Raw genomic sequence first — 22,328 nt, 5'->3', positions numbered from 1 at the left:
CATGGCCAGCGCGGTACGCGGGATTCACCCTCGATCTACCGCGCTGGGCTACGCGCTGCTGGCGCCCAGCCTGTTCGGCGTGCTCGCCTTTTTGCTGCTGCCCATCCTGGTCGTGCTTTGGCTGAGCCTGTGCCGCTGGGATCTCCTCGGCCCGCTGCACTTCGTCGGCCTGTCCAACTGGCGCTCGGTCCTGACCGACGCCGGATTCGGCAACTCCCTGATCGTCACGGTCATCTTCGTGGCGATCGTGGTGCCGGCGCAGACCGTCTTGGGACTGCTGGCCGCGACCATGCTGGCGCGGCAGCTTCGCGGCACCAATCTGTTTCGCACCCTGTTCGTGCTCCCGTGGATTTGCGCGCCGCTGGCCATCGCGGTGCTATGGCGCTGGATCCTGGCTCCCACGGACGGCGCCGTCAGCACTGTGCTGGGGCACAGCATCGAATGGCTGTCGGATCCCAGCTTTGCGCTGCCGCTGGTATCGGCCGTGGTGGTGTGGACCAACGTCGGCTACGTCTCGTTGTCGTTTCTGGCGGGCCTGCTGGCGATTCCCGAGGACGTCCACGCCGCCGCACGCACCGACGGCGCCACCGCATGGCAGCGGTTCTGGCGCATCACCATGCCCATGCTGCGACCGACGACCTTCTTCGTGTTAGTGACCGGGATCGTCAGCACGGCACAGGTTTTCGACATGGTGTACGCGCTCACCGGCGGCGGACCGGCCGGCAGCACCGACCTGGTGGCCCATCGCATCTACGCCGAGGCTTTCGGTTCGGCGGCCATCGGCCGCGCGTCGGCGATGGCGGTGGTGCTGTTCGTGATCCTGATCGGCGTCACCCTGGTACAGCATCTGTATTTCCGGAGACGGATCAGCTATGACCTCACCTAGCCGGATCACGTCCAATGCGGTGATTTATGCCGGACTGTCGCTGGGCGCGTTGATCACCTTGGCGCCGTTCGCGCTTGGACTGATGACGTCGTTCACCTCTGCACACCAGTTCGTCACGGGCAGCCCGTTGCAGCTGCCGCGGCCACCCACGCTGTCGAATTTCGCCAACCTGGGCGGGGCGGGGTTCGGCCGCGCGGCGGCGGTGACCGCCTTGATGACGGCGGTGATTCTGGTGGGCCAGTTGACCTTTTCGGTGCTGGCCGCATATGCCTTCGCCCGTTTGCAGTTCCCCGGCCGTGACGCGCTGTTCTGGGTGTACATCGCGACGCTGATGGTGCCGGGGACGGTCACGGTGGTGCCGATGTATCTCATGATGGCTCAGCTCGGTCTGCGCAACACGTTTTGGGCCTTGGTGCTGCCGTTCATGTTCGGCTCGCCGTACGCGATCTTCTTGCTGCGTGAGCACTTTCGGATCATCCCGAACGATCTGATCAACGCCGCTCGACTGGACGGCGCGAAAACCTTGGACGTGATTGTGCACGTGGTGATTCCGTCCAGTCGCGCTGTCCTGGCAGCACTGGCGTTGATCACCGTGGTTTCGCAGTGGAACAACTTCATGTGGCCGTTGGTGATCACCAGCGGCCACAAGTGGCGCGTGCTCACCGTCGCGACCGCCGACCTGCAGTCGCGGTTCAATTCCCAATGGACGTTGGTGATGGCGGCAACCACGGTCGCGATGGCCCCGCTGATCGTACTGTTCGTGGTCTTCCAGCGCCATATCGTCGCCTCAATCGTCGTATCGGGACTCAAGTGAGGCGCCGATGCGGCGAGATTGCCGCCGTGGCTGTTCGTTCCGCGAATTCACGACCCCCATGGCAATCTGGGTGCGCACGGTGATGCGGCCGCGCTTTTCCACACTGGTCGCGGGATCGATCGCGCTGGTGGCGGTGCTGCTGGCCGCGATGGCGGTGCTGCTGGATTACTCCGCGCAGCCGCATGGTGGCAAGACTGTCGTCACGGTCCGCGTCTGGGGCGACCAGCTCGGTGCGGCCTATCGACAATCCTTCGAGGCCTTCAACCGCGCCCATCCCGGCATCGAGGTACACCTGAACCTGGTGGCGTACTCGACCTACTTCAACACCCTGCGCACCGATGTGGCCGGTGGCAGCGCCGACGACATTTTCTGGCTGTCCAACGCCTACCTCGCGGCGTATGCCGACAGTGGCCGGCTCCTGAACATCGGCGAAGTGCTTGGGTCCAAGGCCGATTCGGAGTGGGAGCGGCCGGTAGTCGAGCAGTTCACTCGAAACGGCACGCTGTGGGGCGTGCCGCAGCTGACCGACGCTGGAATCGCGTTGTACTACAACGCAGATCTTCTCGCCGCCGCGGGCGTCGATCCGGCCCAGCTGAATACCCTGCGGTGGAGCCCCGGCGACGGTGACACTTTGCGTCCACTGCTGAGCCGGCTCACCGTCGACGCCGATGGAAACCGAGGCGACACACCATATTTCGACGCGAGGCGGGTGCGACGGTGGGCCTACAACGCGGCCAACGATCCCCAGGGCATCTACCTGAACTACATCGGTTCGGCCGGCGGCGTGTTCCAGCGGGGCGACTCTTTCGCCTTCGACAACCCCGCCGCAGTGACGGCCTTCCGGTATCTGGTCGACCTGATCAACCGCGACCACGTCGCGCCACCCGCCGCCGACACCAACGACAACGGCGACTTTTCCCGCAATCAGTTTTTGGCCGGCAGAATGGCTCTCTTTCAATCCGGCACCTACAACCTGGCGCCGGTCGCGCGCGATGCCCGCTTCCATTGGGGTGTGGCGATGATGCCCGCCGGCCCCGCGGGACGGGTCAGCGTCACCAATGGCATTGCGGCGGCGGGCAATGCGGCGACGAAGCACCCCGACGCCGTGCGCCAGGTGTTGGCCTGGATGGGCAGTAAACAGGGCAACGAATACCTGGGGCGCTACGGCGCGGCAATCCCCGCGGTGCCCACCGCCCAGCCTGTCTACTTCCGGTATTGGGCCACCCGGGGTGTCGACGTCACGCCCTTCTTCGCCGTGCTGAACGGTCCGCGCATCCCCGCCCCCGGAGGGGCAGGCTTCGCCGCCGGCAACGACGCGTTGCAACCGTACTTCGACGAAATGTTCTTGGGCCGCGGCGATGTCGCGGCGATATTGCAGCGGGCTCAGGCGGCGGCCAACGCCGCCGCGGCGCGCCAGTGAGTTCTGGTTACCGGACATCGTCCGATGAGGACTCGACCACCTCGTCGTTGAGCGCGCTGTGGTGGCGACCCCACACGAAATAAAAAATCAACGCCAGCACCACCCAGCCGGTGAATGCGACCCAGGTGTACCAGTGCAGGCTGGCGAGGATGTAGCCGCAGGCCGCCACCGAAAGAATCGGTGTGACGGGATAAGCCGGGACCTTGAATCCTCGTGGCAGATCAGGCTCGCGCACCCGCAAGATGATTACTCCGACGGATACGACGACGAACGCGGTGAGCGTGCCGATCGACACCATGTCGGCGAGCTTCTGCAGCGGGATGAAGGCGGCCAGGGTCGAGGCCACGATGGCGACGATCACCGTGTTGGTCACCGGGGTCATGGTGCGTGCGTTCACCGTCGCGAACCTGGCGGGCAGTAGCCCGTCACGGCCCATCGCGAACAGGATGCGGGTGAGGCCGTACATGGTGACCAACGTGACGCTGAAGATCGAAATGACCGCTCCCGCAGCCAGAATCGTGCCGGCCCAACCGCCGTGGGTGACGTTGTCAAGAATCGTGGCCAGCCCGGCTTCCTGCTGGCCGGCGAAGTCCTGCCACGGCTGGGTGCCCAGTGCGGCGACCGCGACGAGGACGTAGGCGCCGGTGACGGTCAGCAGCGCGCCGATCAGCGCGCGCGGCATGGTTTTCTGCGGGTTGTTCACCTCGTCGCCCGCGGTGGACACGGCGTCGAGGCCGATGTAGGAGAAGAAAATGGTGCCGGCGGCCGAACCGATACCGGAAACGCCGAAGGGCGCGAAGTCACGGAGATGGCTCGCGTCGAACGCCGTGAAGGCGACGACGGCGAACACGACCAATACGCCGAGTTTGATCATCACCATGATCGCGTTGACCTTGGCCGATTCGCTGGCGCCGCGGATGAGCAACAACGCGCACATGGCGATCAGCAGGACCGCAGGCACGTTCACGTATCCGGGTTGGGTGTCCCACGGCGCGGCCGACAGGGCTTGCGGCAGCTGGAATCCCAGGACATTGCTCAGCAATTTATTCAGATAGCCGCTCCAGTTGACCGCGACCGCCGCGGTCGCCACCCCGTATTCCAGTAGCAGGCAGGCCGCCACGCCCACGGCCACGACCTCTCCCAGCGTGGTGTACGCATACGAATACGACGACCCGGAAACCGGCACCGCCGAGGCCAATTCGGCGTAACAGAGGGCCGCGAGCCCAGCGGCGATACCAGCGAGAAGGAAGGAGACGATCACGCCCGGCCCCGCTTCGGGGACCGCCTGCGACATGACGAAGAAGATGCCGGTGCCGACCGTCGAGCCAACCCCGAACATGGTCAGCTGAAACGTTCCGATGCCGCGCTTGAGGTGATCCGCGGCCCCGTGCGCGGCGTGCGCACCCACCACCGGGCGCCGCCGCAGCATCTGTTCTTTCAGGCTGATCGACGTGGCTGGCAAGCGCCCCTCCTGTGGCCGGATCAGCTGATTATGAAGCAGCCTGCCGCAACTGCGTCGGACCGTGGGGCGCTTTCACCAAATGACGCAATCAGCGATCAGCCCACTTGCGGAAGCACCGTCTCGATCACTACCGCGGCGACGCAGACGGCAACGGTGATGGCGAGTGTCAACCAGTCGGCCAGTTTCGGCCGTGCCGGGCTGGCGGACAGCTGACCGATGCCGCCGCGGGCGGTGATAGCGTCGCCCATCTCGTCAGCCCGACGCAGGGTCACGACGACCGCTGCGGCCATCAGGTCGATCACGCCCCGGCGCTGCTGCCTTAACCGTGCCCTGCGACCTGAGGGTATTCGGTTGGGCCGCAACAACCGCGCGGCGTAGAGCACATGAAATTCGTCGATCAGCATCGGGAAGGCGCGCAGCGCGAGAGCCAGGGCCACCGCCCATTCGTCAACCGGAATGCGCAGCACTCTCAGCGGACGACCCAACGTCGCTACCGCAGGCGCGATTTCGGCAACGTTCGTGGTCCACGACACCATCGCCCCGAGGCCCAGCAGCACGATCGACAGGGCGGTGATCCTGAGGAATTGCAGCGCTCCACCGAGCCCGATGAGCACGCCGCCCATCGGCACCGTGGGGCTGCCGCCGGCCAGCGCCGCGGTCACAAAGCCCAACGCGAGAAGGGCCCACAGCCACCGCGGAATCGGCGGCAGCGCACCACGCGGGATTCGTGCAATCCAGACCGCCGCCGCCAGCAGGGCCGCCACCAACGCGATCGTCGTCCATCCCGGGTAAAACGTCAGAAGCACCGAAACGCCAAACACAACCAGCAACTTGGTGCCGGCCCACAGGTCGTGAATGGCCGATCGTCCGGGAACGGGGACCAGCAGGACGACCGATGGGGAACGCCGCCGATTCACATTGGTCGCCGCGGTCGAGGTTGTCGTCACGCTAGGCCTCCCGCCGCGGCAGTGGTAGACACCGTTTCCAGCGCACCGTCGCGCAACCGGATAGTGCGCGGACAAACCTCGTCAAGCCCGACGAAGTCGTGCGAAATGACCACTAACGTCACGCCGCGGGTACGGCGCAAATTCGCAAGCACTCGCAAAAGACCGCGCTGGCTGCTGGCATCCAGCCCTGCCAACGGTTCGTCGAGAATCAAGACCCGGGGCGAACACGCCAGCAGTCCGGCCAGCACCACGCGGCGCATTTGTCCACCACTGAGCTGATCGATGCGCCGCTGGGCGAGTGCCGGGTCCAGTCCGACAGCGATCAGCGCGGCGGCCACGCGATCGTGGTCGCGGTGCGAAAAGCCCGCGACTGAAGCCAGTTCCCGGTCGACGTGGCTGCGCATCAACTGCAGCCTGGCGGCCTGGAACGACAAAGCCACCGCGCCGACGTGCCGATGCGTGGGTTCGCCGTCGATGAGGCAGACGCCCTCGGTGGGCACAGTCAGCCCGGCCATGATCCACGCCAGAGTCGACTTGCCAGAGCCGTTGCCGCCGTGGATGAGCAGCCCATCACCTTGCTCCACCGTGAAGTTGATATCGCGCAACGCCGTCTTCGCCCACGGCGTACCGCTGTGGTATTCGTGTCCGACCCCCACCACCTCGAGGACCGGTTTGTTGGAACCGGGGGTGGCGGCGCCGGTCGGCACCGGCGCTGGCGCGATCTCGACCATGCCGCTGTTATCGGATGACTCGCTGAGATTGATCGTGCGGTCGGCCGATGCGGCCTCATTGTCGAAGTGCGTGATGTGCACCAGGGCCGTGCGGTGCCGCTCGGGTAGACCCGACAGGACATCTAACAAGAGTTCGCGGCCCGGCTGGTCGATCATGCTGGTGAACTCGTCGGCGATCAACAGCGAGGGCTCCCGGGCGAGTGCGGCGGCCAGCGCCAGCCGCTGCAACTCGCCGCCGGACAGGCTGCCGGTGTCGCGCTCGGCGAGCCGCTCGAGGCCGACCTCGCTCAGCAACTGGTTCACGTCGACTTTGGTGCCCGGTGGCAGGCCCCACACCACATCGTCTGCCACTCTGGTGCCCAGAATCTGGGTCTGGGGGTGCTGAAGCACGAGCGACGTGCCACCGACTCTCCCCAAACCCACTGCGCCAGGGCGATACACGGCGCCCGACGTCGGTTCCCGGCCCGCCAGAATCAGCGTCAAGGTCGTTTTCCCCGAACCGTTCGCGCCGACGACGGCGACATGCTCGCCGACCCGGAGGTCCAGGCTCATCTCGCGCAAGGCGTCTTGGCTCGCGCCGGGGTAACGGAACCGCACGTCGACCAACCGCACAGGCACAGGACCGATCGCGGCATCCGACAATCCAGCGCTGTCAGGGGTGTCCAGCTTGTGCACGTCGGGAATGTTGTGCATGCGCTCCAACAGCCGCGAAAGTACCCACCACCCGATCAACGACGAGATCATCACCCCGTAGGTGAGATAGCCGAGCATCAACCACGGCCAGTAATGCAGCCCCCAGGTAAAGCCCCGCTGCACACCGGCGGCGACTCCCTGCAGGTGTACTCGCACCAAGAATGCCTTGACGCCATCGACATTCGCGGTCATGACTTGAAAAATGAGGTGCCGCAGTCGAGTTAGCACTGTCAGCATTCCGACGGTTACGCCGCCGACGACGGCTCCGGCGACAAACGACGTGACAACCACTGTCGGTGCGCCCCGGCCCTTGCGTTTGACCAGCCCGGTCAACCCGCCGATATAGACGCAGTTGAGGACGGCCGCCAAGCTACCGAGGCCGGAGATGAGAAAAGTGATCATGCCGGCAGCGACCGTCGCGGCGAGGAGCACTCGAAGCCGGTAGCGGTAGGCCAACAGCGCCATGGGCACCGTGCCCAGCAGCGCCAAGCCCTGAGCGAACGGGATCACCGTGGCGATGATGGCGATCACCGCGCACAGAGCACCCATGACCGAGGCCTGTGCCAACTCGGTCGGTTGTAGGGGTCCACCCCGATCACGCAAACGGACCGGGGGTGGGGTTTTCACTTCAACGATTCTGCCAGGCCGCAGCGCTATGCCCCGCCAATACATCGTGTGATCTGCGCACGACGCGACATGGGTCGCCGTTTTGGCCTCGCTTAGCAAAGCTATGCAACCATGGATGCATGGACAACGTCGTCGATGCCGCAAAGCTCGAGGGAGCGCAGGGGCTGGGAGCCGATCTGCTCGCCGTCGTCGCGCGGCTCAACCGCATGGCCACCCAACGCATCCACATGCCACTGCCTGCGGCGCAGGCCAGGCTGCTGGCCACCATCGAAGCTCACGGCGAAGCCCGAATCGGTGACCTGGCCGGCGTCGACCACTGTTCGCAACCGACGATGACGACGCAGGTGCGTCGCCTCGAGGAGGCGGGCCTGGTCACCCGGATGGTCGACCCGGGCGACGCGCGCGCGGTCCGGATCCGCATCACGGCCGAGGGCAGGCGCACGCTCAACGCGGTTCGGGCCGACCGCGCCGCAGCGATCGAACCGCAATTGGCTCTGCTCGACCCCGCGGACCGCCAGGTGCTGGTGCAAGCGGTCGACGTGCTGCGCGGACTGCTCGACAACGCCTCGCGCGGCACCTCCCTCGCGGGCCGGCGCACCACGGTGGAGCTAGGACGAGGGTAGACAGTTAAGCGAGCGCGGCGACCGGCGCCTGAAGGTGTGGCAGTCCTGAAGCGCGAGACCAATCCAGCTGACCGGTGATGAAAGGTGGCGGCCATGCCGACCGAGGCTTCGGCACATCCGGCCTCGCTGACCGTGTGGGCCGGGCCGACGAGGTATGTCTTCAGCCCGGGTCGTGACGTGATCGTGGGCTACGGCCCGGGTTGCGACATTCCGCTGGAGCGGCTCGACGATCCCCCGCAGTCGCCGCCAGCGCCCCGAGTCGACGTGATCCTGCGGTTCACCGGAACCCAGTGGGTGGCTATCGATCTGAGTCGCCGCGGCATCTTCGCCGGCGGATCCCGCCTGGCCAGCCTCGAGATCCGGGACGGATTGGGGATCGCCATCGGGGATCCCCAGCACGGTCCGCGGCTGGTCTTTCAAACCGCGCCCGCGGCCACACCACCCGGACCTCCCCCGCCCGGCGGCCCGGCGTATCCCCCGCGGCACACACCGCAGGCGCCTCCGTTTCCACCAAGCCCGCCGGGTGCTCCGAACGCGCCCGACCCGCGGATACCCACCCAGAGCGCCACCCAGCGCATGCCCGTCGCCGCGCCGCCGCCGGCCGCCCAGCAGCCTTTCCAGCCCAGCCCGCCGCCACCGCCGCCCGGTGCGGTCCCCCCGCCCGCGGCGCCCGCGGCCCCGCCACCGATTGCGCCCATGGGTCCGCCCGCCGCGGAACAGGACCCGCACAAGGGCCCAAGCCTGATCGAGCGGATGGTGACCAGCAAGCTCCGCGCACAGCGGCCGTCGTTACGCACCGCGGAACCCGACTCCACCTATCGCCTGCCGCTGCAGACCGCGTCACGAACCACCGGGATGACGGCCTATCAGCTGGGGTTGACGATCGACGGGCACGAGACCCTGTCGGGCATCTCATTCAGGGCGCGTCCCGGTTCCATGACCGCGGTCATCGGGCCGTCGGCCGCGCGGAATTCCGCGCTGCTCGCGCTGCTGGCCGGCACCAGAGCACCCAGCTCCGGGCGCGTCACCGTGGACGAACACGACGTCCACACAGAGCCGAAGTCCATGCGGACTCGCATCGGGGTGGTCCCGCGCGATGATCGTCTGCACAGGCAGCTCACGGTCGCGCAGACCGTGGAATATGCGGCCGAACTTCGGCTGCCCCCCGACACCTTGCCCGAGCAACGCGACCGCGTGGTCAGCCAGGTTCTCGACGAACTCGAGCTGGCGTCGCACCGCGACACCAGAATCCGAAAACTCACACCCGAGCTGCGTCGGTGCGCCGCGCTGGCGGTCGAGCTCGTCACCCGGCCTAGCCTGCTCGTGGTCGACGAACCGACCGCCGGACTGGATCCGGCCCAACAACGTCAGCTCATGGCGATCCTGCGGCACCAGGCCGACATCGGATGCGCCATCGTGGTCGCGATCTCGAATCGCGCGTCCCTCGCCGATGTCAACGCGTGCGACCAGGTGTTGGTGCTGACCGCGGCGGGCAAGGCGGCCTATCTGGGAACGCCGTTGCAGATCGAGTCCGCGATGGGCACCACCGACTGGACGAGAGTGGTTTCGCAGGTCGGCGTCAATTCCGACGCAGCCCACCGCGCCTTCCGTGCGAGGCAGCAGACGGCGGCACCGACCACCCCACCGGAAGTCGCGGCACCCGCTCCGCCGCCGCCCGGGCTGTCCAGGAACCGGCAGATCCGGCTGGTGGCCCGGCGCGAGGTCCGCGTGCTTCTCGGCGATCGCAGCTACTTCGCGTTCCTGGCGATCCTGCCGTTCGTGTTGGCGGGGTTGGCGCTGCTGATTCCGGGCCAATCCGGCCTGACGCGACCCGACCCGGGCAGCGCCAACACGCACGAGGCCATCGAAATCCTGGCCGCCCTCAACGTCGCCGCGGTCATCATCGGCACGGCGCTGACCATCAGGGCGCTGGTCTGTGAACACCGCATCTTTCGGCGCGAGCAAGAGGTCGGACTGACCGCACCCGCATACCTGACCGCCAAGATCATCGTGTACGCCCTGGCCGCGGCCCTCTGGACGGCCGTCGTGGTGGCGATCGTCATCGCGGTCAAGGGTGAGCCGGCGCCAAGCGCCGCCTTGTTGCACAACGCCACGGTCGAGCTGTACGTGAGCGTGGCCGTCACCGCGATCGTGTCCGCCGTCGTCGGGCTCGCGCTGTCGTCGCTGGGGAAGTCGCTGCGGGAGGTTCTGCCCCTGGTGGTGCCGGTGATCCTGGCATCTGCGCTGTTCAACGGGAGCCTGGTGCAACTGGTGAGTGTCTGGGGCCTGCAGCAGATCAGCTGGTTCGTCCCGGCCCAATGGGGTTTCGCGGCCACGGCTTCCACCGCGAATCTGCGCAGGGTCGACTCGCTGGCCGCCGACGCCGTGACGTGGACCCACTACAGCGGCTGGTGGGTGTTCGACATGGGGATGCTTGTCCTGTTCGGCGTCATCGCGGCCGGGTTCACGCTCTACCGACTGCGGTCGCCGCTCGGCGAGAACCGCAACCCGTCGCCCGGACCCCGGGAAGCCCCTCAACCGCGGCGCTGAGTTCGGGCGCCGTTGTTCGCCGCGACGCGAACCGCCCATTAGTGTCGGATCATGGCGCCTGAAACGACTACCACTGCCGACTATCTGCGCAATGCCTTGGACGGGCGTTGGCGCGACGTCAGAAACCGGATGCGGGACACGCTCACCGAGGACCTGTTCCGCCCGCACTACACACCGAACACGGTGATCGCCCGCACCAAGGTGGCGGAGCAGATGCGAATCATGGCGGCCTTCGGCGCGGCCGCCGACAGTTTCAAAAAAGAACACGGCGGCACCGGCGACGTCGGTGCGGCGATCACGATGATCGAGATGCTGGCGATGTCCGACCTGTCGCTGATGGTGAAGGCCGGCGTGCAGTGGGGGCTGTTCGGCGGGGCCGTGGAGAACCTGGGCACGGAGCGCCACCACGAGATGTACGTGCCCAAGATCATCAGCCTGGAGTTGCGCGGTTGTTTCGCGATGACGGAGACCGGACACGGCAGTGACGTGCAGTCGCTCGAGACCACCGCGACCTATGACCCTGAGACCCAAGAGTTCGTCATCGACTCCCCCACCCCGTCGGCCCGCAAGGACTACATCGGCGGCGCCGCCGAAACTGCAACCATGGCAGCGGTTTTCGCGCAGCTGATCACAACCGAGGATGGCAAGCCGGTCAATCACGGTGTGCACTGCGTCCTGGTCCCGATCCGGGACGAGGACGGCAACGACCTGCCCGGGGTCACCACGTCGGACTGCGAATACAAGGGCGGGCTGCCCGGGGTCGACAATGGCCGCATCGTGTTCGATCAGGTCCGCGTCCCGCGCGTCAACCTGCTGAACAAATACGGCGACGTCGCCGAAGACGGCACGTACAGATCGCCGATCGACAACCCGAACCGTCGGTTCTTCACCATGCTTGGCACCCTGGTCCGCGGCCGGATCACGGTGGGCGGCAGCGCCGGCGCCGCCGGACGCGTGGCGCTGGATATCGCCACCCGGTATGCGTTGCAGCGCAGGCAGTTCAGCTCACCCGATGACGAGTCCGAAGTGCTGATCATGGACTACTTGGTGCACCAGCGGCGGCTGTTCCCGTTGATCGCGAAGTCCTACGCGTTGCAGTTCGCGCAGAACGAATTGGTCGGCAAGTGTCATGACGTGCAGAGCGCTGACGCGCCCGACGCCGACGAGCAGCGCGAACTCGAAGCGCGTGCCGCCGGTCTGAAGGCGGCCAACACGTGGCATGCCAGTCGCGCGATCCAGGAGTCCCGCGAGGCATGTGGTGGCGCGGGCTACATGGCCGAGAACAGGCTGATCGGGCTTCGGGGTGACACCGACGTGTTCACCACGTTCGAGGGCGACAACCACGTGCTGACCCAACTGGTGGCCAAGGAATTGCTCACGGCCTACGCCGACGACATCAAGAGCATGAGCCCGGTCGAATGGGTTCGCTTCGCAGCCAACACCGTTGGTGAACGCGTCGTGAAACGTACTGCGGCAGAAGCGATCATCCAGACCATCGTGGATTCCCGCCAAGACAGCGAGGAAGAGGGCAGCCTCTTCAACCGCGGCACCCAGATCAAGATGTTCGAGGACCGCGAGGAGTACCTGCTGGCGTCGGTGGCCCGGCGGCTACAGGCCAAATCCAAAGAGATGCCGGCATTCGACGCGTTCAACTCGGTGCAGGATCACGTGTTGCACGCGGCCAGCGCGCACATCGATCGCGTCATCCTGGAAGCGTTCGTCGCCGGGATCGAGGCGTGCCCCGACGAGCAGGCCCGCGAACTGCTCGGCATCTTGTGCGACCTGTACGCACTATCAGTCATCGAGGACGACAAGGCCTGGTACATCGAGCACCGCTACCTGTCCACCGAGCGCGCCAAAGCCGTCACCCGGGGAATCAACGACCGGTGCCGCGCGCTGCGCCCGCACGCCGAGACGCTTGTCGACGGGTTCGGGGTCCCGGAGCGGCTACGTTACGTCGAGATGCTGCACCCGGAGAATTTGGCCGAGGCCATCACCAACTGACGGGCCACTCGGCGATCTCCTCAAGGCCGTGCCCGCCCAGGGCTCGTAGACGTTATTGGTTCGGCACGTTGCCGAGGGTTTGCAACTTGCCATCCGGGCCGATCCGGAACTTGACCGTCCCGATGCCGGTGGGACAGCACAGCTGGTCATTTGCCTTCTGCCACTGGTATTGAACGGTGACGGTGTCGTCCGAGGGCGGCAGGACGGTGGTATACGGCTTTGGATTCGAGGTCGGAGTGCCCAGCGGCGTGTTGTGGTCGAAGAAGATCAGCTGTTGCGGAGTTGATTCGCTGGCGATCGTCGGGATGATCTGCACCCAGTACAGCCGGCAGTTTCGCGTGTGTCCCCTGCCCATCTCGACCCAGATGGTGCCAGGGACGGCAATGGGAACCGCGGTGATGGCCCGGCGCACCGTGTCGGCCGTAGGTCCGTCGGAGTCCTTGCACGTGTCGGGCCGGGCCTGCGGCGGCGCGGCCGGCTTCCAGCCGCAGCCGGAGGCCAGCAAAACCAGGAAGATCACAATCAGCTGACGCACGCGGTGAGCTTAGCGAAGACTGTGAATGTCCCATCGGTTTGGTCAAAAACCCTGTTCTGAGAAGCGTTTCGAGGGACGTGCGCACTAACCTCGAGCGGGACAGGCGGTCGACGATGACCTGCGCTGATACGGCTCTTAGCCGTAAATTCCTCCGGCGATTTCACACCGGCGCGTTGGCCGTTGAGAGGAAGAAGTAAACCGGGGGAAATTTCGGGGCGCGATGCCGAAACATGCCTGCTCCACAATGAACTCACCCGATACGGAGCTAACCCGTACGCACCTGACGGAGGGACGTAAGCGTGGCTAGGGAGTCCATGGCGCCTGACAACGCCGTGAACACCGTGTGCGCTTACTGCGGCGTCGGCTGTGGCATGGTGTTGCAGATCACAACGGAGCCGGAAACCGGCCGCGATCACGTCGCCAAGTCGGTTGGGAACAAAGAACATCCCGCCAACTTCGGCCGCTTGTGCACCAAGGGCGCCACCACCTCGGACATGCTGCGCGCGCCCGGCCGGATGGATTCGGCGCATGCGCGGGCCGACCGCGGCGAACCTTTCGAGCCCGTCGGCATGGACCAGGCAATCACCCAGTGCGCGAAACGGTTACGCGCGATCATCGATGAACACGGCGCGGACGCTTTCGCGATGTACGTGTCCGGCCAGATGTCCATCGAGGCGCAGTACTTGGCGAACAAGCTGACCAAAGGGTTCATCGGTACCAACCAGATCGAGTCGAACTCGCGGCTGTGCATGGCCAGCGCGGGTTCCGGTTACAAGCTCTCATTGGGAGCGGACGGACCGCCCGGGTCGTACCAGGACTTCGAGCGTGCCGATGTCTTTTTCGTCATCGGCGCCAACATGGCCGACTGCCATCCCATCCTGTTCCTGCGCATGATGGACCGGGTCAAGGCCGGCGCAAAGCTGATTGTCGTCGACCCGCGCCGCACCGCGACCGCCGACAAGGCCGATCTGTTCCTGCAGATCGCGCCGGGATCCGATTTGGCGCTGCTCAACGGGTTGCTGCACCTGATCGTCGAGAACGGGCACATAGACGCAGACTTCATCGCCGACTTCACCGAGGGCTGGGAGGCGATGCCCACTTTCCTCGAGCAGTACTCCCCCGAGACGGTGAGCGCGGTGACCGGGATACCCGAGGAGGACATCCGCAAGGCGGCTCAGATGATCGGCGAAGCCGAGAACTTCATGAGCTGCTGGACGATGGGCCTCAACCAGAGCACCCACGGCACCTGGAACACCAACGCCATCTGCAACCTGCACCTGGCCACCGGCGCGATCTGCAAGCCAGGGAGCGGACCCTTCTCGCTCACCGGCCAGCCCAACGCGATGGGCGGTCGCGAGATGGGTTACATGGGGCCGGGGCTGCCCGGGCAGCGTTCGGTGGCATCCGACGACGACCGCGAGTTCGTCGAAAAGCTGTGGGGCATCCCCCGCGGCACGCTGCGCACCGAGGTCGGCAGCGGCACCATCGACATGTTCTCCCGGATGGCCGACGGGCAGATCAAGGCGTGCTGGATAGTCTGCACCAATCCCGTTGCCTCGGTTGCCAATCGAAAGACCGTACTGGCGGGCCTGGAACGCGTCGAATTGGTGATGGCCCAGGACGCGTTCTTCGACACCGAAACGAACGCCTACGCCGACGTGTTGTTACCGGCGGCCCTGTGGACGGAGTCCGAAGGGGTCATGGTCAATTGCGAACGCAACATGACGCTGTTCCAGCCGGCGGTGCAGCCGCCCGGGCAAGCCTTGCCCGACTGGCAGATCATCGCCCGGATCGCCTGCGAGATGGGCTTTTCGGACGCGTTCAGCTACGACTCCGCCGCGGAAATCTTCGACGAGATCAAGCGGTTCTCCAACCCGAAGACCGGTTACGACCTGCGCGGCGTCAGCCACGAGCGGCTGCGTGAGGGCCCGCTGCAGTGGCCGTGCGCCTCCGAAGATGAGGGCGACCGCAATCCGATCCGCTATCTCAACGACGGCGTCAGCCAGACGCGGCTGGTCCGCGAGGATGGCAGCGTGCCACGGCTGGCCTTCCCCACGGCGACGGGCCGTGCGGTGTTCTTCGCCCGCCCGCACCTGCTGCCGGACGAGATGCCCGACGACGACTACCCCTTCGTGCTGAACACCGGTCGCCTGCCGCACCAATGGCACACCATGACCAAGACCGGCAAGGTGGCCAAACTCAACAAGCTCAACCCCGGACCGTTCGTCGAGATCCACCCCGACGACGCCGCCCGCCTACAGATCGCCGACGACGAGCCGGTCGAAATCGCCTCCCGGCGAGGCCGTGCGGTGCTGCCCGCCGTCATCAGCGACCGGGTGCGGCCCGGCAACTGCTTCGCGCCCTTCCACTGGAACGACGCCTTCGGCGAATACCTGTCGATCAACGCCGTCACCAACGATGCGGTCGATCCGATCTCGAGCCAACCGGAATTCAAGGCGTGCGCCGTCACGCTGACGAAGGTCGCAGTGTCACAACCCGTTTCGGACATCGAGACCCCGACCCCCAGCGACACACCAGAACCCGCGCCCCCGGAGGTACGAGAAATCAGCGTGTCACGAGTCGACGCCCTCGGCGAATTACTTGGTGTGGCAACACAACCCAAGCCGAAATTCAACGAGCTCGGCCGCTCATACCTTGCCGGTATGCTGTCCGGGCTTCGCTCGACCGCGGGTCGTAGCGCCGGCGGGGTTCCGACCCTGCCGCTGACCGCGCCCTTCGATTCCAGCACCCGGCTTTGGGTGGACGGCCTGCTGGCGGGGCTGTTCTCGCGCATCGATGGGCCCGAGCCGATGGCGGTCGCAGACGGTGGCCAAGCGACTTCACCGCCGGGCACCCAGCGACCGCCCGACGCGCCGGCCCCTGCCAAACGCGCGGCCGAGCGAGCTCCCGTCGTGGTGCTGTGGGCGTCACAGACCGGGAATGCAGAGGAACTCGCCGCCGAGATCGCCGCGCGGTTGGGCGCCGCCGAACTTCCGGTCGCGTTGCACAGCATGGACGACTTCCCGGCCGGCGAGTTGGCGACGACGCGGGAGTTGTTGCTCGTCACCAGCACCACCGGCGACGGCGAAGCGCCCGACAACGGCGCCGGCCTCTGGCGGACGCTGACGTCGGACAACGCACCGCGACTCACCGGGACCCGCTATGCCGTACTCGCGCTGGGCGACTCCAACTACGACGATTTCTGTGGTCACGGACGCAAACTGGACGCGCGCCTCGCCGAATTGGGCGCGGCCCGCATCGCCGATCGGGTGGACTGCGAACCCGACTACGACGACGCCGCGTGGAAGTGGCTGGGCGACGTCATCGACGCCCTGACCAAGACGCCCACGTCGGTGGGCGGAGAGGGGGCTGCGACGGCGCCGGCCCGCGCTTCGGCGGTGGCGGCGCCATCACGACCGGGTGCTCCCGCAGCCGGCACCTATACCAAAAAGCATCCGCTGATCACCGGCATGATGCGCAACGTCGTGCTGAGTCAGCCGCAATCGACAAAAGACGTGCGGCACTTGGTTTTCGACATGCCGGAAGATTCCGTGACCTACGAGGCCGGTGACGCGCTCGGCGTGTGGCCGCGCAACAGCGACGAGTTGGTCGACGAATGGCTGTCGGTCACCGGGCTGAACGGGCAGACCCCGGTCGAGGTCGGCGAGCATGGTCTGATGTCGTTGCGTTCCGCGCTCACCGAGCGCATCGAGATCGCCCACATCAGCCGGGACCTGGTGCGCTTCGTGCAGGAGCGCACCGGTGACTCCACACTCGCGGAGATGCTCAAGCCGGAAAACAAACGGGCACTGGCGGATTGGACATGGGGTCGCCAGTCCATCGACCTGCTGTCGAAGCTGCCGGTTTCGGCGTCGGCCCACGAATGGCTGCGCGTCCTCAAACGCCTACAGCCGCGGCTGTACTCGATCTCGTCAAGCCCCAAAGCGTGCCCTGGAGAAGTTCACCTGACGGTCTCCCCGGTGCGCTTCAACTTCCAGGGCGTGCCACGCCGCGGGGTGTGCTCGACCTACCTGGCCGATCGCTCACCCGGCGACCGAGTGGCTGTGTATCTGCAGCAGTCGAGCAACTTCCGGCCTCCGAGCGACTCGGACACGCCGATGATCATGATCGGCCCCGGGACCGGCATCGCGCCATTCCGCGGTTTTCTGCAGGAACGACGCGCGCTCGGCCACACCGGACCCAACTGGCTGTTCTTCGGTGAGCAGCACGCCGCCACCGACTTCTACTACCGCGACGAACTCGAGCAGATGCGTGACGACGGGTTCCTCACCGAGCTGGACCTGGCGTTCTCGCGGGACCAGCAGCACAAGGTCTACGTGCAGCACCTGATGCGCAAGCGCGGAGCGCAGCTGTGGAGCTGGTTGCAGGACGGCGCCCAACTGTACGTCTGCGGCACCGCGGATCCCATGGCCAAGGACGTCGACCGGGCGCTCTGCGAGATCGCGGCCGAATTCGGCAAGCTCGACCCGGCCGCGGCGAAGGATTACGTCCAATCGTTGAGCGCCGACAAGCGCTACCACCGCGACGTCTACTAGCACCGACCCGCCCCACCGCAGGCGAAGCCGTAACACAGCGGAAACATCGCACACCCGCCGCCGAAACCTCCGCGTCGCACGATTCAGTCACAAGGTCGCGCGCCTGAAGGAGTGACGTCATCGTGGCTCGGGAGTCTGATGGACCCGATCGGGTCTTCACGAACGGCTGCCCGCTGCAATGCCGACTGCGGTACGCCGGCATCGCCGGGGAACCCGTCGGTGACCACTGCGACTGGGCGGGCCTGCCCGTCAACCTGGATTTCGCGTTCTCCCAGGGTCAGCGCGACAAGGTCTACAAGCAGCACCTGCTGCGCAAGCGCGGTACGCAATTCGGGCCGTGGCGACAGGATGCCCACGTATGCGTCTGCGAGACCGCCGAGGACGAATCGCTCGCCAGCGGATAACGACGCTTCTCACCTCAAGGCGTCGACATTGCCGCGCGACGCGGCCGACGCAAAAAATCACCGAGGTTGAAATCCCTTACTGCTTCGCCGCCATAGCTTTCGGGTGCGCCGAGCTGCGCTGACCCGATCCACCTGTCCTCCTGCCGGGGTCGTCGCCGGCTCGACAGACGGCGAGCAATCCGCGTTCCGGGTACTAGAAAACATGCCGATTGCCACGAGTCGAAGCCGCCGCCACGCCGCCGCGTACCCATCAAAGGTTTCGAAACCATGGTGAACGTGGCGATCATCGAAACGTCGGGCTTGGGCGACCGCAGCTATCTCATCAGCGACGGAGAGGTTGCCGTCGCGGTGGATCCGCAACGAGACATCGATCGGGTGCTCGCGCTGACTAAAGACCTGCGCATCACCCATGTGCTGGAAACCCACATCCACAGCGACTATGTGACCGGCGGCCTGGCACTGGCCAAAGCTACCGGCGCCCAATACGTCGTTCCCGCAGGCGAAGACGTCCACTTTGACCGCCGCGCAGTTGAGGATGGCGACCGGATAGACACCGGCGGAATTCATCTGCAAGCGTTGTTCACCCCGGGACACACCCACCATCACGTCAGCTATGTGCTGCGCGGGGATTCCGGGGACACCGTCGGCGTCTTCACGGGCGGGTCGCTGCTGTTTGGTAGCACCGGCAGAACGGACCTGGTCGGCGACGACCACACCGAGGAATTGGCTCGGCGGCAATACCATTCGGTGCGACGCCTCGCTGCTGAGCTGCCTTCGGAGACCGCAATCTACCCCACCCACGGATTCGGTAGTTTCTGTTCGGCGACGCCGCCCGACGGTGACGCCTCCACCATCGGCGAACAACGCCTGAGTAATCCGGCGCTGACCAAGGACGAACAGGAATACGTCGGCGAGCTGCTGGCCGGTCTTGCTGCGTATCCCGCCTACTACGCGCACATGGGCGTCATCAACAGGGCCGGCCCCGAAGCTGCGGACCTCTCCCCGCCCAAACCGGTGGACGCGCAAGAGCTTCGGCACCGGATCGATGCCGGCGAATGGGTGGTCGACCTTCGCAACCGAACGGCGTTCGCAGCGGGGCACCTGCCCGGCAGCTACGGATTCGAGCTGTCGGGGTCTTTCGTGAACTACCTCGGGTGGCTGTACAGCTGGGGCGCACCGCTGACGTTGATCGGTGAAGACGCCGGGCAAGTCGCCGACGCTCAGCGCGAGCTCGCCCGCATCGGCGTCGATCGCCTCACCGGCAGCGCCACCGGCGACATACGCGCGCTGGCCGGCGGCGCGACGCTGGCCAGTTACCGGGTCGCATCCTTCGAGGACCTCGTCGACGCCCTCGACACACGCGCGGTCACGGTGGTCGATGTTCGCCAGCCACACGAATTCGACGACAGCCACGTGCGCGATGCGGTCAACATCGCGCTGCACGAGCTGCCGGAGCGCCTCGACGAACTCCCCGAAAACCGCGAGCTGTGGATCCACTGTGCCAGCGGATACCGGGCGTCGATCGCGGCGGCTCTGCTCGACCGGCATCGACGCCGCGTCGTGCTCATCGACGACGACTACGACAACGCCGAAAAACTGGACATCACCCAGGTCAGTGATTGAAAGGGCCTGCCATCACGGGTGCAGCGGCGCCCACGACGAGAGGAAACGCCATGAGCGCACCGACCGCTGACGCCATCACGTCGGCCGAGCTGCACGAGCGGCTCGAATCTTCTACCGCTCTGCGCATCGTCGACGTTCGGACACCCGCGGAGTTCGAGACGTCACACATACCCGGGTCCTATAACGTGCCCCTTGACGTACTGGACGCACACTCCCGTGAGGTCGCTCGGCTATTGGGTGGCGATCGGGAAGCCGTCCTGGTATGCCGTTCCGGACAACGCTCCACCAAGGCCCAAAACCTCTTGCGGACCGCGGGATTGAACGGCGGCCGCGTGCTGCAGAACGGAATCCTGGACTGGGAGAGCCAAGGCTTTTCGGTCGATCGTGGCGCCCAGCGATGGGACCTCGAGCGCCAGGTACGCCTCGTCGCGGGATCGGTCGTGCTTTCGTCCGTCCTCGGAAGCATCGTCGTCCCGCGACTCAAATGGCTGGCCGCCGGCATCGGCGGGGGCTTGACCTACGCCGCGCTATCCAACACCTGCGCGATGGCGACGATGCTCTCCAAATTGCCGTACAACCGCGGAGCAACGCTGGATGCCGAGACGGTTCTGTCTCGACTGGGCAGTCACTAGGCGGTCGCCGCTCAACGCTTGGGCGCGTCCGGCTGCCCGTACACCGCCACCACGACGGTGCGGTCAATGCTGTTGTCCGACCACACCCCGATGGTGGTGTTGGCGCAGTCGCGGATGATCGCCATGTCGTCGGGATTGTAGTACCACTGGTTGACCAGTTCCAGGCTGTTGATGGCGATCGCCGGGTTGATGGCCACCGTTTCGGCGGCCCTGCCGCGAAAGCCGGCGGCGTTGGCGCGGTCCTGCGGCGTGGAGCCGTCGGAACCGATGTCGCCGTTGATGTTTCGATTGTTCATCATGTCTTCGGCGTGCCATTCGGCGGCCAGGGTGAGGGCATTGTTCCTGATGACGTCATTCGTGCAGCCCGCCTGGTGCTGCAGGGTGTAGACGGCGGAGACGACCGCGCTGTTGAGCCGCTTGTTGTCGGCCCGCGCGACCGGAACCGCAACAACGGCCGTACCCAGGAGGATAACGCCGGCGGCCGCGCAACGGCGCACCGATAGTTCCATGGCCGACCCCCGGATTACGTGGGCTCGAAACGCGACACCAGCCACCGGCCGTCGACCTTGTCCAGGGTCACCCGCACGACGGGCTGGGTGTCGGTGGGAGCGCCCGCACCGATGGTCACCGTCTGGTCGACATAAACCAGGGCCACGGCGTGGTTCTCGGTCGCCGAAACACTGGCTGCCGCATTGGCTTTGGCCACCGAAGAGATGTGTTTCTCTTTTGCACCGGGCACCACGACCTGGCGGGTAAGCTCGCCGTAGGCGTCCTTGAACTCGCCGGTCAGCCGTTCGCGCGCCGCGGCGAGATCCTTGTCCACCGTGTCGGCGTGATAGGTCAGCAACGCGACCGTGTCGTCGCGGGCTGCCTGCACCGATTCGGTCCGGGCTTGTGCGAGATGGCCGGCTGCCCCCGCCGACCACTTGAGGTACCCCGCGCCAACCGTCAACGCCAATGCGAGCGCCGGCAAGATCCCGTAGGCGAAGACCCGTGACCACGCGATGTGGCGTTTTGCGCTCTTGGGCTCGGGCCGCACCTCGGCGGACGACTCGGCGGCATCCGATTCCTGTTGCGCCACTTCGGTTGCCGAGTCGGGTTCCTCGGCTGCTGTGTCGACGTTCACGTCGTCCTTCAATGTCGTCATGGCACGAACACCACGTTGGAGACTTTGGCGTCATCGCCGACCGATCGGACCTCGATTCGCATGCGCCATTCCCGCGGCGCCTCCTCGCCCCCGGCGGTGCGCGACTTCACCGCGACCGCCACCAGGACCTGGGCGGAGTCGCCGCGTTGGGATTCCAGTCCGGCATCGGTAACCGTCCCTTCTGATTTCGATTGCGCCGCCTTGACGACCTCTTCGAACGGCTTGGCCCGCTGCTCGAAGTCGTCCCGGAACGCACCGGTGGCCAGGTCGAGGATTCGCTGCACGTCGGCGTCGACCTGGGTGTAGTTGATCGTGGTGAGGTTCACCGCGCCCTGACGGGCGGTGGCGACGTACAAGTTCTGCCGCGCCTGGGTCTCGTGCTTCTGAAAGGCGCGGTAGCCGAGCCACCCACTCAGGCCGGCCAGGGTCGCCACAATGAGGCTGCCGGCCACCAGGGCCGATCCGGTGCGCGAAAGCCGCTGCCCTCGGATAGACTCGCGCCACCGCGCGAGCCGGCCCGCGGCTGGCCCCTGGAGACCGTCACCGTCTGCGGTGTAAAGCTTTTCAGCCCCTTCGGTTTCGGCCGCGTCGAGGTCCTCGGCGGCCTCGAGTTCCGTTGATTCGTCGACGTTTTCATCCGCCGGGGGTTTGTCCGCCATGGTGCTCCTTCAAAC

Annotated in this window: 17 protein-coding genes; 10 read left to right on the top strand and 7 right to left on the bottom strand. The window is 66.1% G+C overall.

Annotated features, from left to right (window positions below):
* The first annotated feature begins 1 nt into the window (after position 1).
* From AC5Y4T_RS03590 to AC5Y4T_RS03580, 3 genes are all read left to right on the top strand, one after another.
* Positions 2-886, top strand: coding sequence for a carbohydrate ABC transporter permease (locus tag AC5Y4T_RS03590; protein ID WP_499915575.1), 885 nt, complete (start codon positions 2-4; stop codon positions 884-886).
* Positions 873-1,700, top strand: a complete 828-nt coding sequence (locus AC5Y4T_RS03585; RefSeq protein WP_499915573.1) for a carbohydrate ABC transporter permease — start codon at positions 873-875, stop codon at positions 1,698-1,700. Before AC5Y4T_RS03590 ends, AC5Y4T_RS03585 begins: the two co-directional genes overlap by 14 nt.
* Before the next feature lie 79 nt (positions 1,701-1,779).
* Positions 1,780-3,120, top strand: a complete 1,341-nt coding sequence (locus AC5Y4T_RS03580; protein WP_499916703.1) for an ABC transporter substrate-binding protein — start codon at positions 1,780-1,782, stop codon at positions 3,118-3,120.
* A gap of 7 nt (positions 3,121-3,127) precedes the next feature.
* On the opposite strand, the gene AC5Y4T_RS03575 is transcribed toward AC5Y4T_RS03580, so the two are convergent.
* The 3 genes from AC5Y4T_RS03575 to AC5Y4T_RS03565 form a co-directional block, all read right to left on the bottom strand.
* A complete protein-coding gene (locus AC5Y4T_RS03575; protein ID WP_499915572.1) occupies positions 3,128-4,582 on the bottom strand; it encodes an amino acid permease in 1,455 nt (484 codons plus the stop codon).
* Positions 4,583-4,677: 95 nt separating this feature from the next.
* Complete coding sequence (locus AC5Y4T_RS03570; protein WP_499915570.1) at positions 4,678-5,529, bottom strand: CbiQ family ECF transporter T component; 852 nt, start codon at positions 5,527-5,529, stop codon at positions 4,678-4,680.
* On the bottom strand, positions 5,526-7,625 hold the full coding sequence (locus AC5Y4T_RS03565) for an ABC transporter ATP-binding protein (RefSeq protein ID WP_499915569.1): 2,100 nt from the start codon (positions 7,623-7,625) through the stop codon (positions 5,526-5,528). The genes AC5Y4T_RS03570 and AC5Y4T_RS03565 overlap by 4 nt, the downstream gene beginning before the upstream one ends.
* A 74-nt stretch (positions 7,626-7,699) precedes the next feature.
* On the opposite strand from AC5Y4T_RS03565, the gene AC5Y4T_RS03560 reads away from it, so the two are divergent.
* The 3 genes from AC5Y4T_RS03560 to AC5Y4T_RS03550 all read left to right on the top strand — a co-directional run bounded on the left by AC5Y4T_RS03560 (position 7,700) and on the right by AC5Y4T_RS03550 (position 12,757).
* Positions 7,700-8,203, top strand: coding sequence for a MarR family winged helix-turn-helix transcriptional regulator (locus AC5Y4T_RS03560; protein ID WP_499950373.1), 504 nt, complete (start codon positions 7,700-7,702; stop codon positions 8,201-8,203).
* 93 nt (positions 8,204-8,296) lie between these two features.
* The gene (locus AC5Y4T_RS03555) at positions 8,297-10,753 is read left to right on the top strand and encodes an ATP-binding cassette domain-containing protein (protein WP_499952080.1); all 2,457 of its coding nucleotides are present in this window, start codon (positions 8,297-8,299) and stop codon (positions 10,751-10,753) included.
* A gap of 51 nt (positions 10,754-10,804) precedes the next feature.
* Entirely contained in the window at positions 10,805-12,757 is a 1,953-nt protein-coding gene (locus AC5Y4T_RS03550; protein ID WP_499952077.1) for an acyl-CoA dehydrogenase family protein, read from the top strand.
* Between the two features lie 52 nt (positions 12,758-12,809).
* On the opposite strand, the gene AC5Y4T_RS03545 is transcribed toward AC5Y4T_RS03550, so the two are convergent.
* Positions 12,810-13,277, bottom strand: coding sequence for an LppP/LprE family lipoprotein (locus AC5Y4T_RS03545; RefSeq protein ID WP_499952328.1), 468 nt, complete (start codon positions 13,275-13,277; stop codon positions 12,810-12,812).
* Positions 13,278-13,606: 329 nt separating this feature from the next.
* Between AC5Y4T_RS03545 and AC5Y4T_RS03540 the strand changes: the two genes are divergently transcribed.
* From AC5Y4T_RS03540 to AC5Y4T_RS03525, 4 genes are all read left to right on the top strand, one after another.
* A complete protein-coding gene (locus AC5Y4T_RS03540) occupies positions 13,607-17,848 on the top strand; it encodes a bifunctional nitrate reductase/sulfite reductase flavoprotein subunit alpha (RefSeq protein WP_499915563.1) in 4,242 nt (1,413 codons plus the stop codon).
* Positions 17,849-17,970: 122 nt separating this feature from the next.
* Positions 17,971-18,252: a hypothetical protein gene (locus AC5Y4T_RS03535; protein WP_499915562.1), complete on the top strand. Its 282-nt coding sequence runs from the start codon at positions 17,971-17,973 to the stop codon at positions 18,250-18,252.
* A gap of 270 nt (positions 18,253-18,522) precedes the next feature.
* Positions 18,523-19,875, top strand: a complete 1,353-nt coding sequence (locus AC5Y4T_RS03530) for an MBL fold metallo-hydrolase (protein WP_499952327.1) — start codon at positions 18,523-18,525, stop codon at positions 19,873-19,875.
* Positions 19,876-19,925: 50 nt separating this feature from the next.
* Positions 19,926-20,507, top strand: coding sequence for a rhodanese-like domain-containing protein (locus AC5Y4T_RS03525; RefSeq protein WP_499915561.1), 582 nt, complete (start codon positions 19,926-19,928; stop codon positions 20,505-20,507).
* Positions 20,508-20,518: 11 nt separating this feature from the next.
* Here the strand turns inward: AC5Y4T_RS03525 and AC5Y4T_RS03520 are convergent, their stop codons facing one another.
* The 3 genes from AC5Y4T_RS03520 to AC5Y4T_RS03510 are packed head-to-tail and all read right to left on the bottom strand — an operon-like array spanning position 20,519 to position 22,313.
* Positions 20,519-21,016, bottom strand: a complete 498-nt coding sequence (locus AC5Y4T_RS03520; protein WP_499915559.1) for a CAP domain-containing protein — start codon at positions 21,014-21,016, stop codon at positions 20,519-20,521.
* 14 nt (positions 21,017-21,030) lie between these two features.
* Entirely contained in the window at positions 21,031-21,654 is a 624-nt protein-coding gene (locus AC5Y4T_RS03515) for an Rv1363c family protein (RefSeq protein ID WP_499915558.1), read from the bottom strand.
* Positions 21,651-22,313 (bottom strand): Rv1363c family protein, encoded by a 663-nt coding sequence (locus AC5Y4T_RS03510; RefSeq protein ID WP_499915556.1) that lies wholly within the window; start codon positions 22,311-22,313, stop codon positions 21,651-21,653. Before AC5Y4T_RS03510 ends, AC5Y4T_RS03515 begins: the two co-directional genes overlap by 4 nt.
* Between the last annotated feature and the right edge of the window lie 15 nt (positions 22,314-22,328).

It is taken from the genome of Mycobacterium sp. NGS11, from assembly GCF_059813315.1.
The sequence above is the reverse complement of the archived record's forward strand: the minus strand, read 5'-3'. Positions and strand labels throughout refer to the sequence as shown.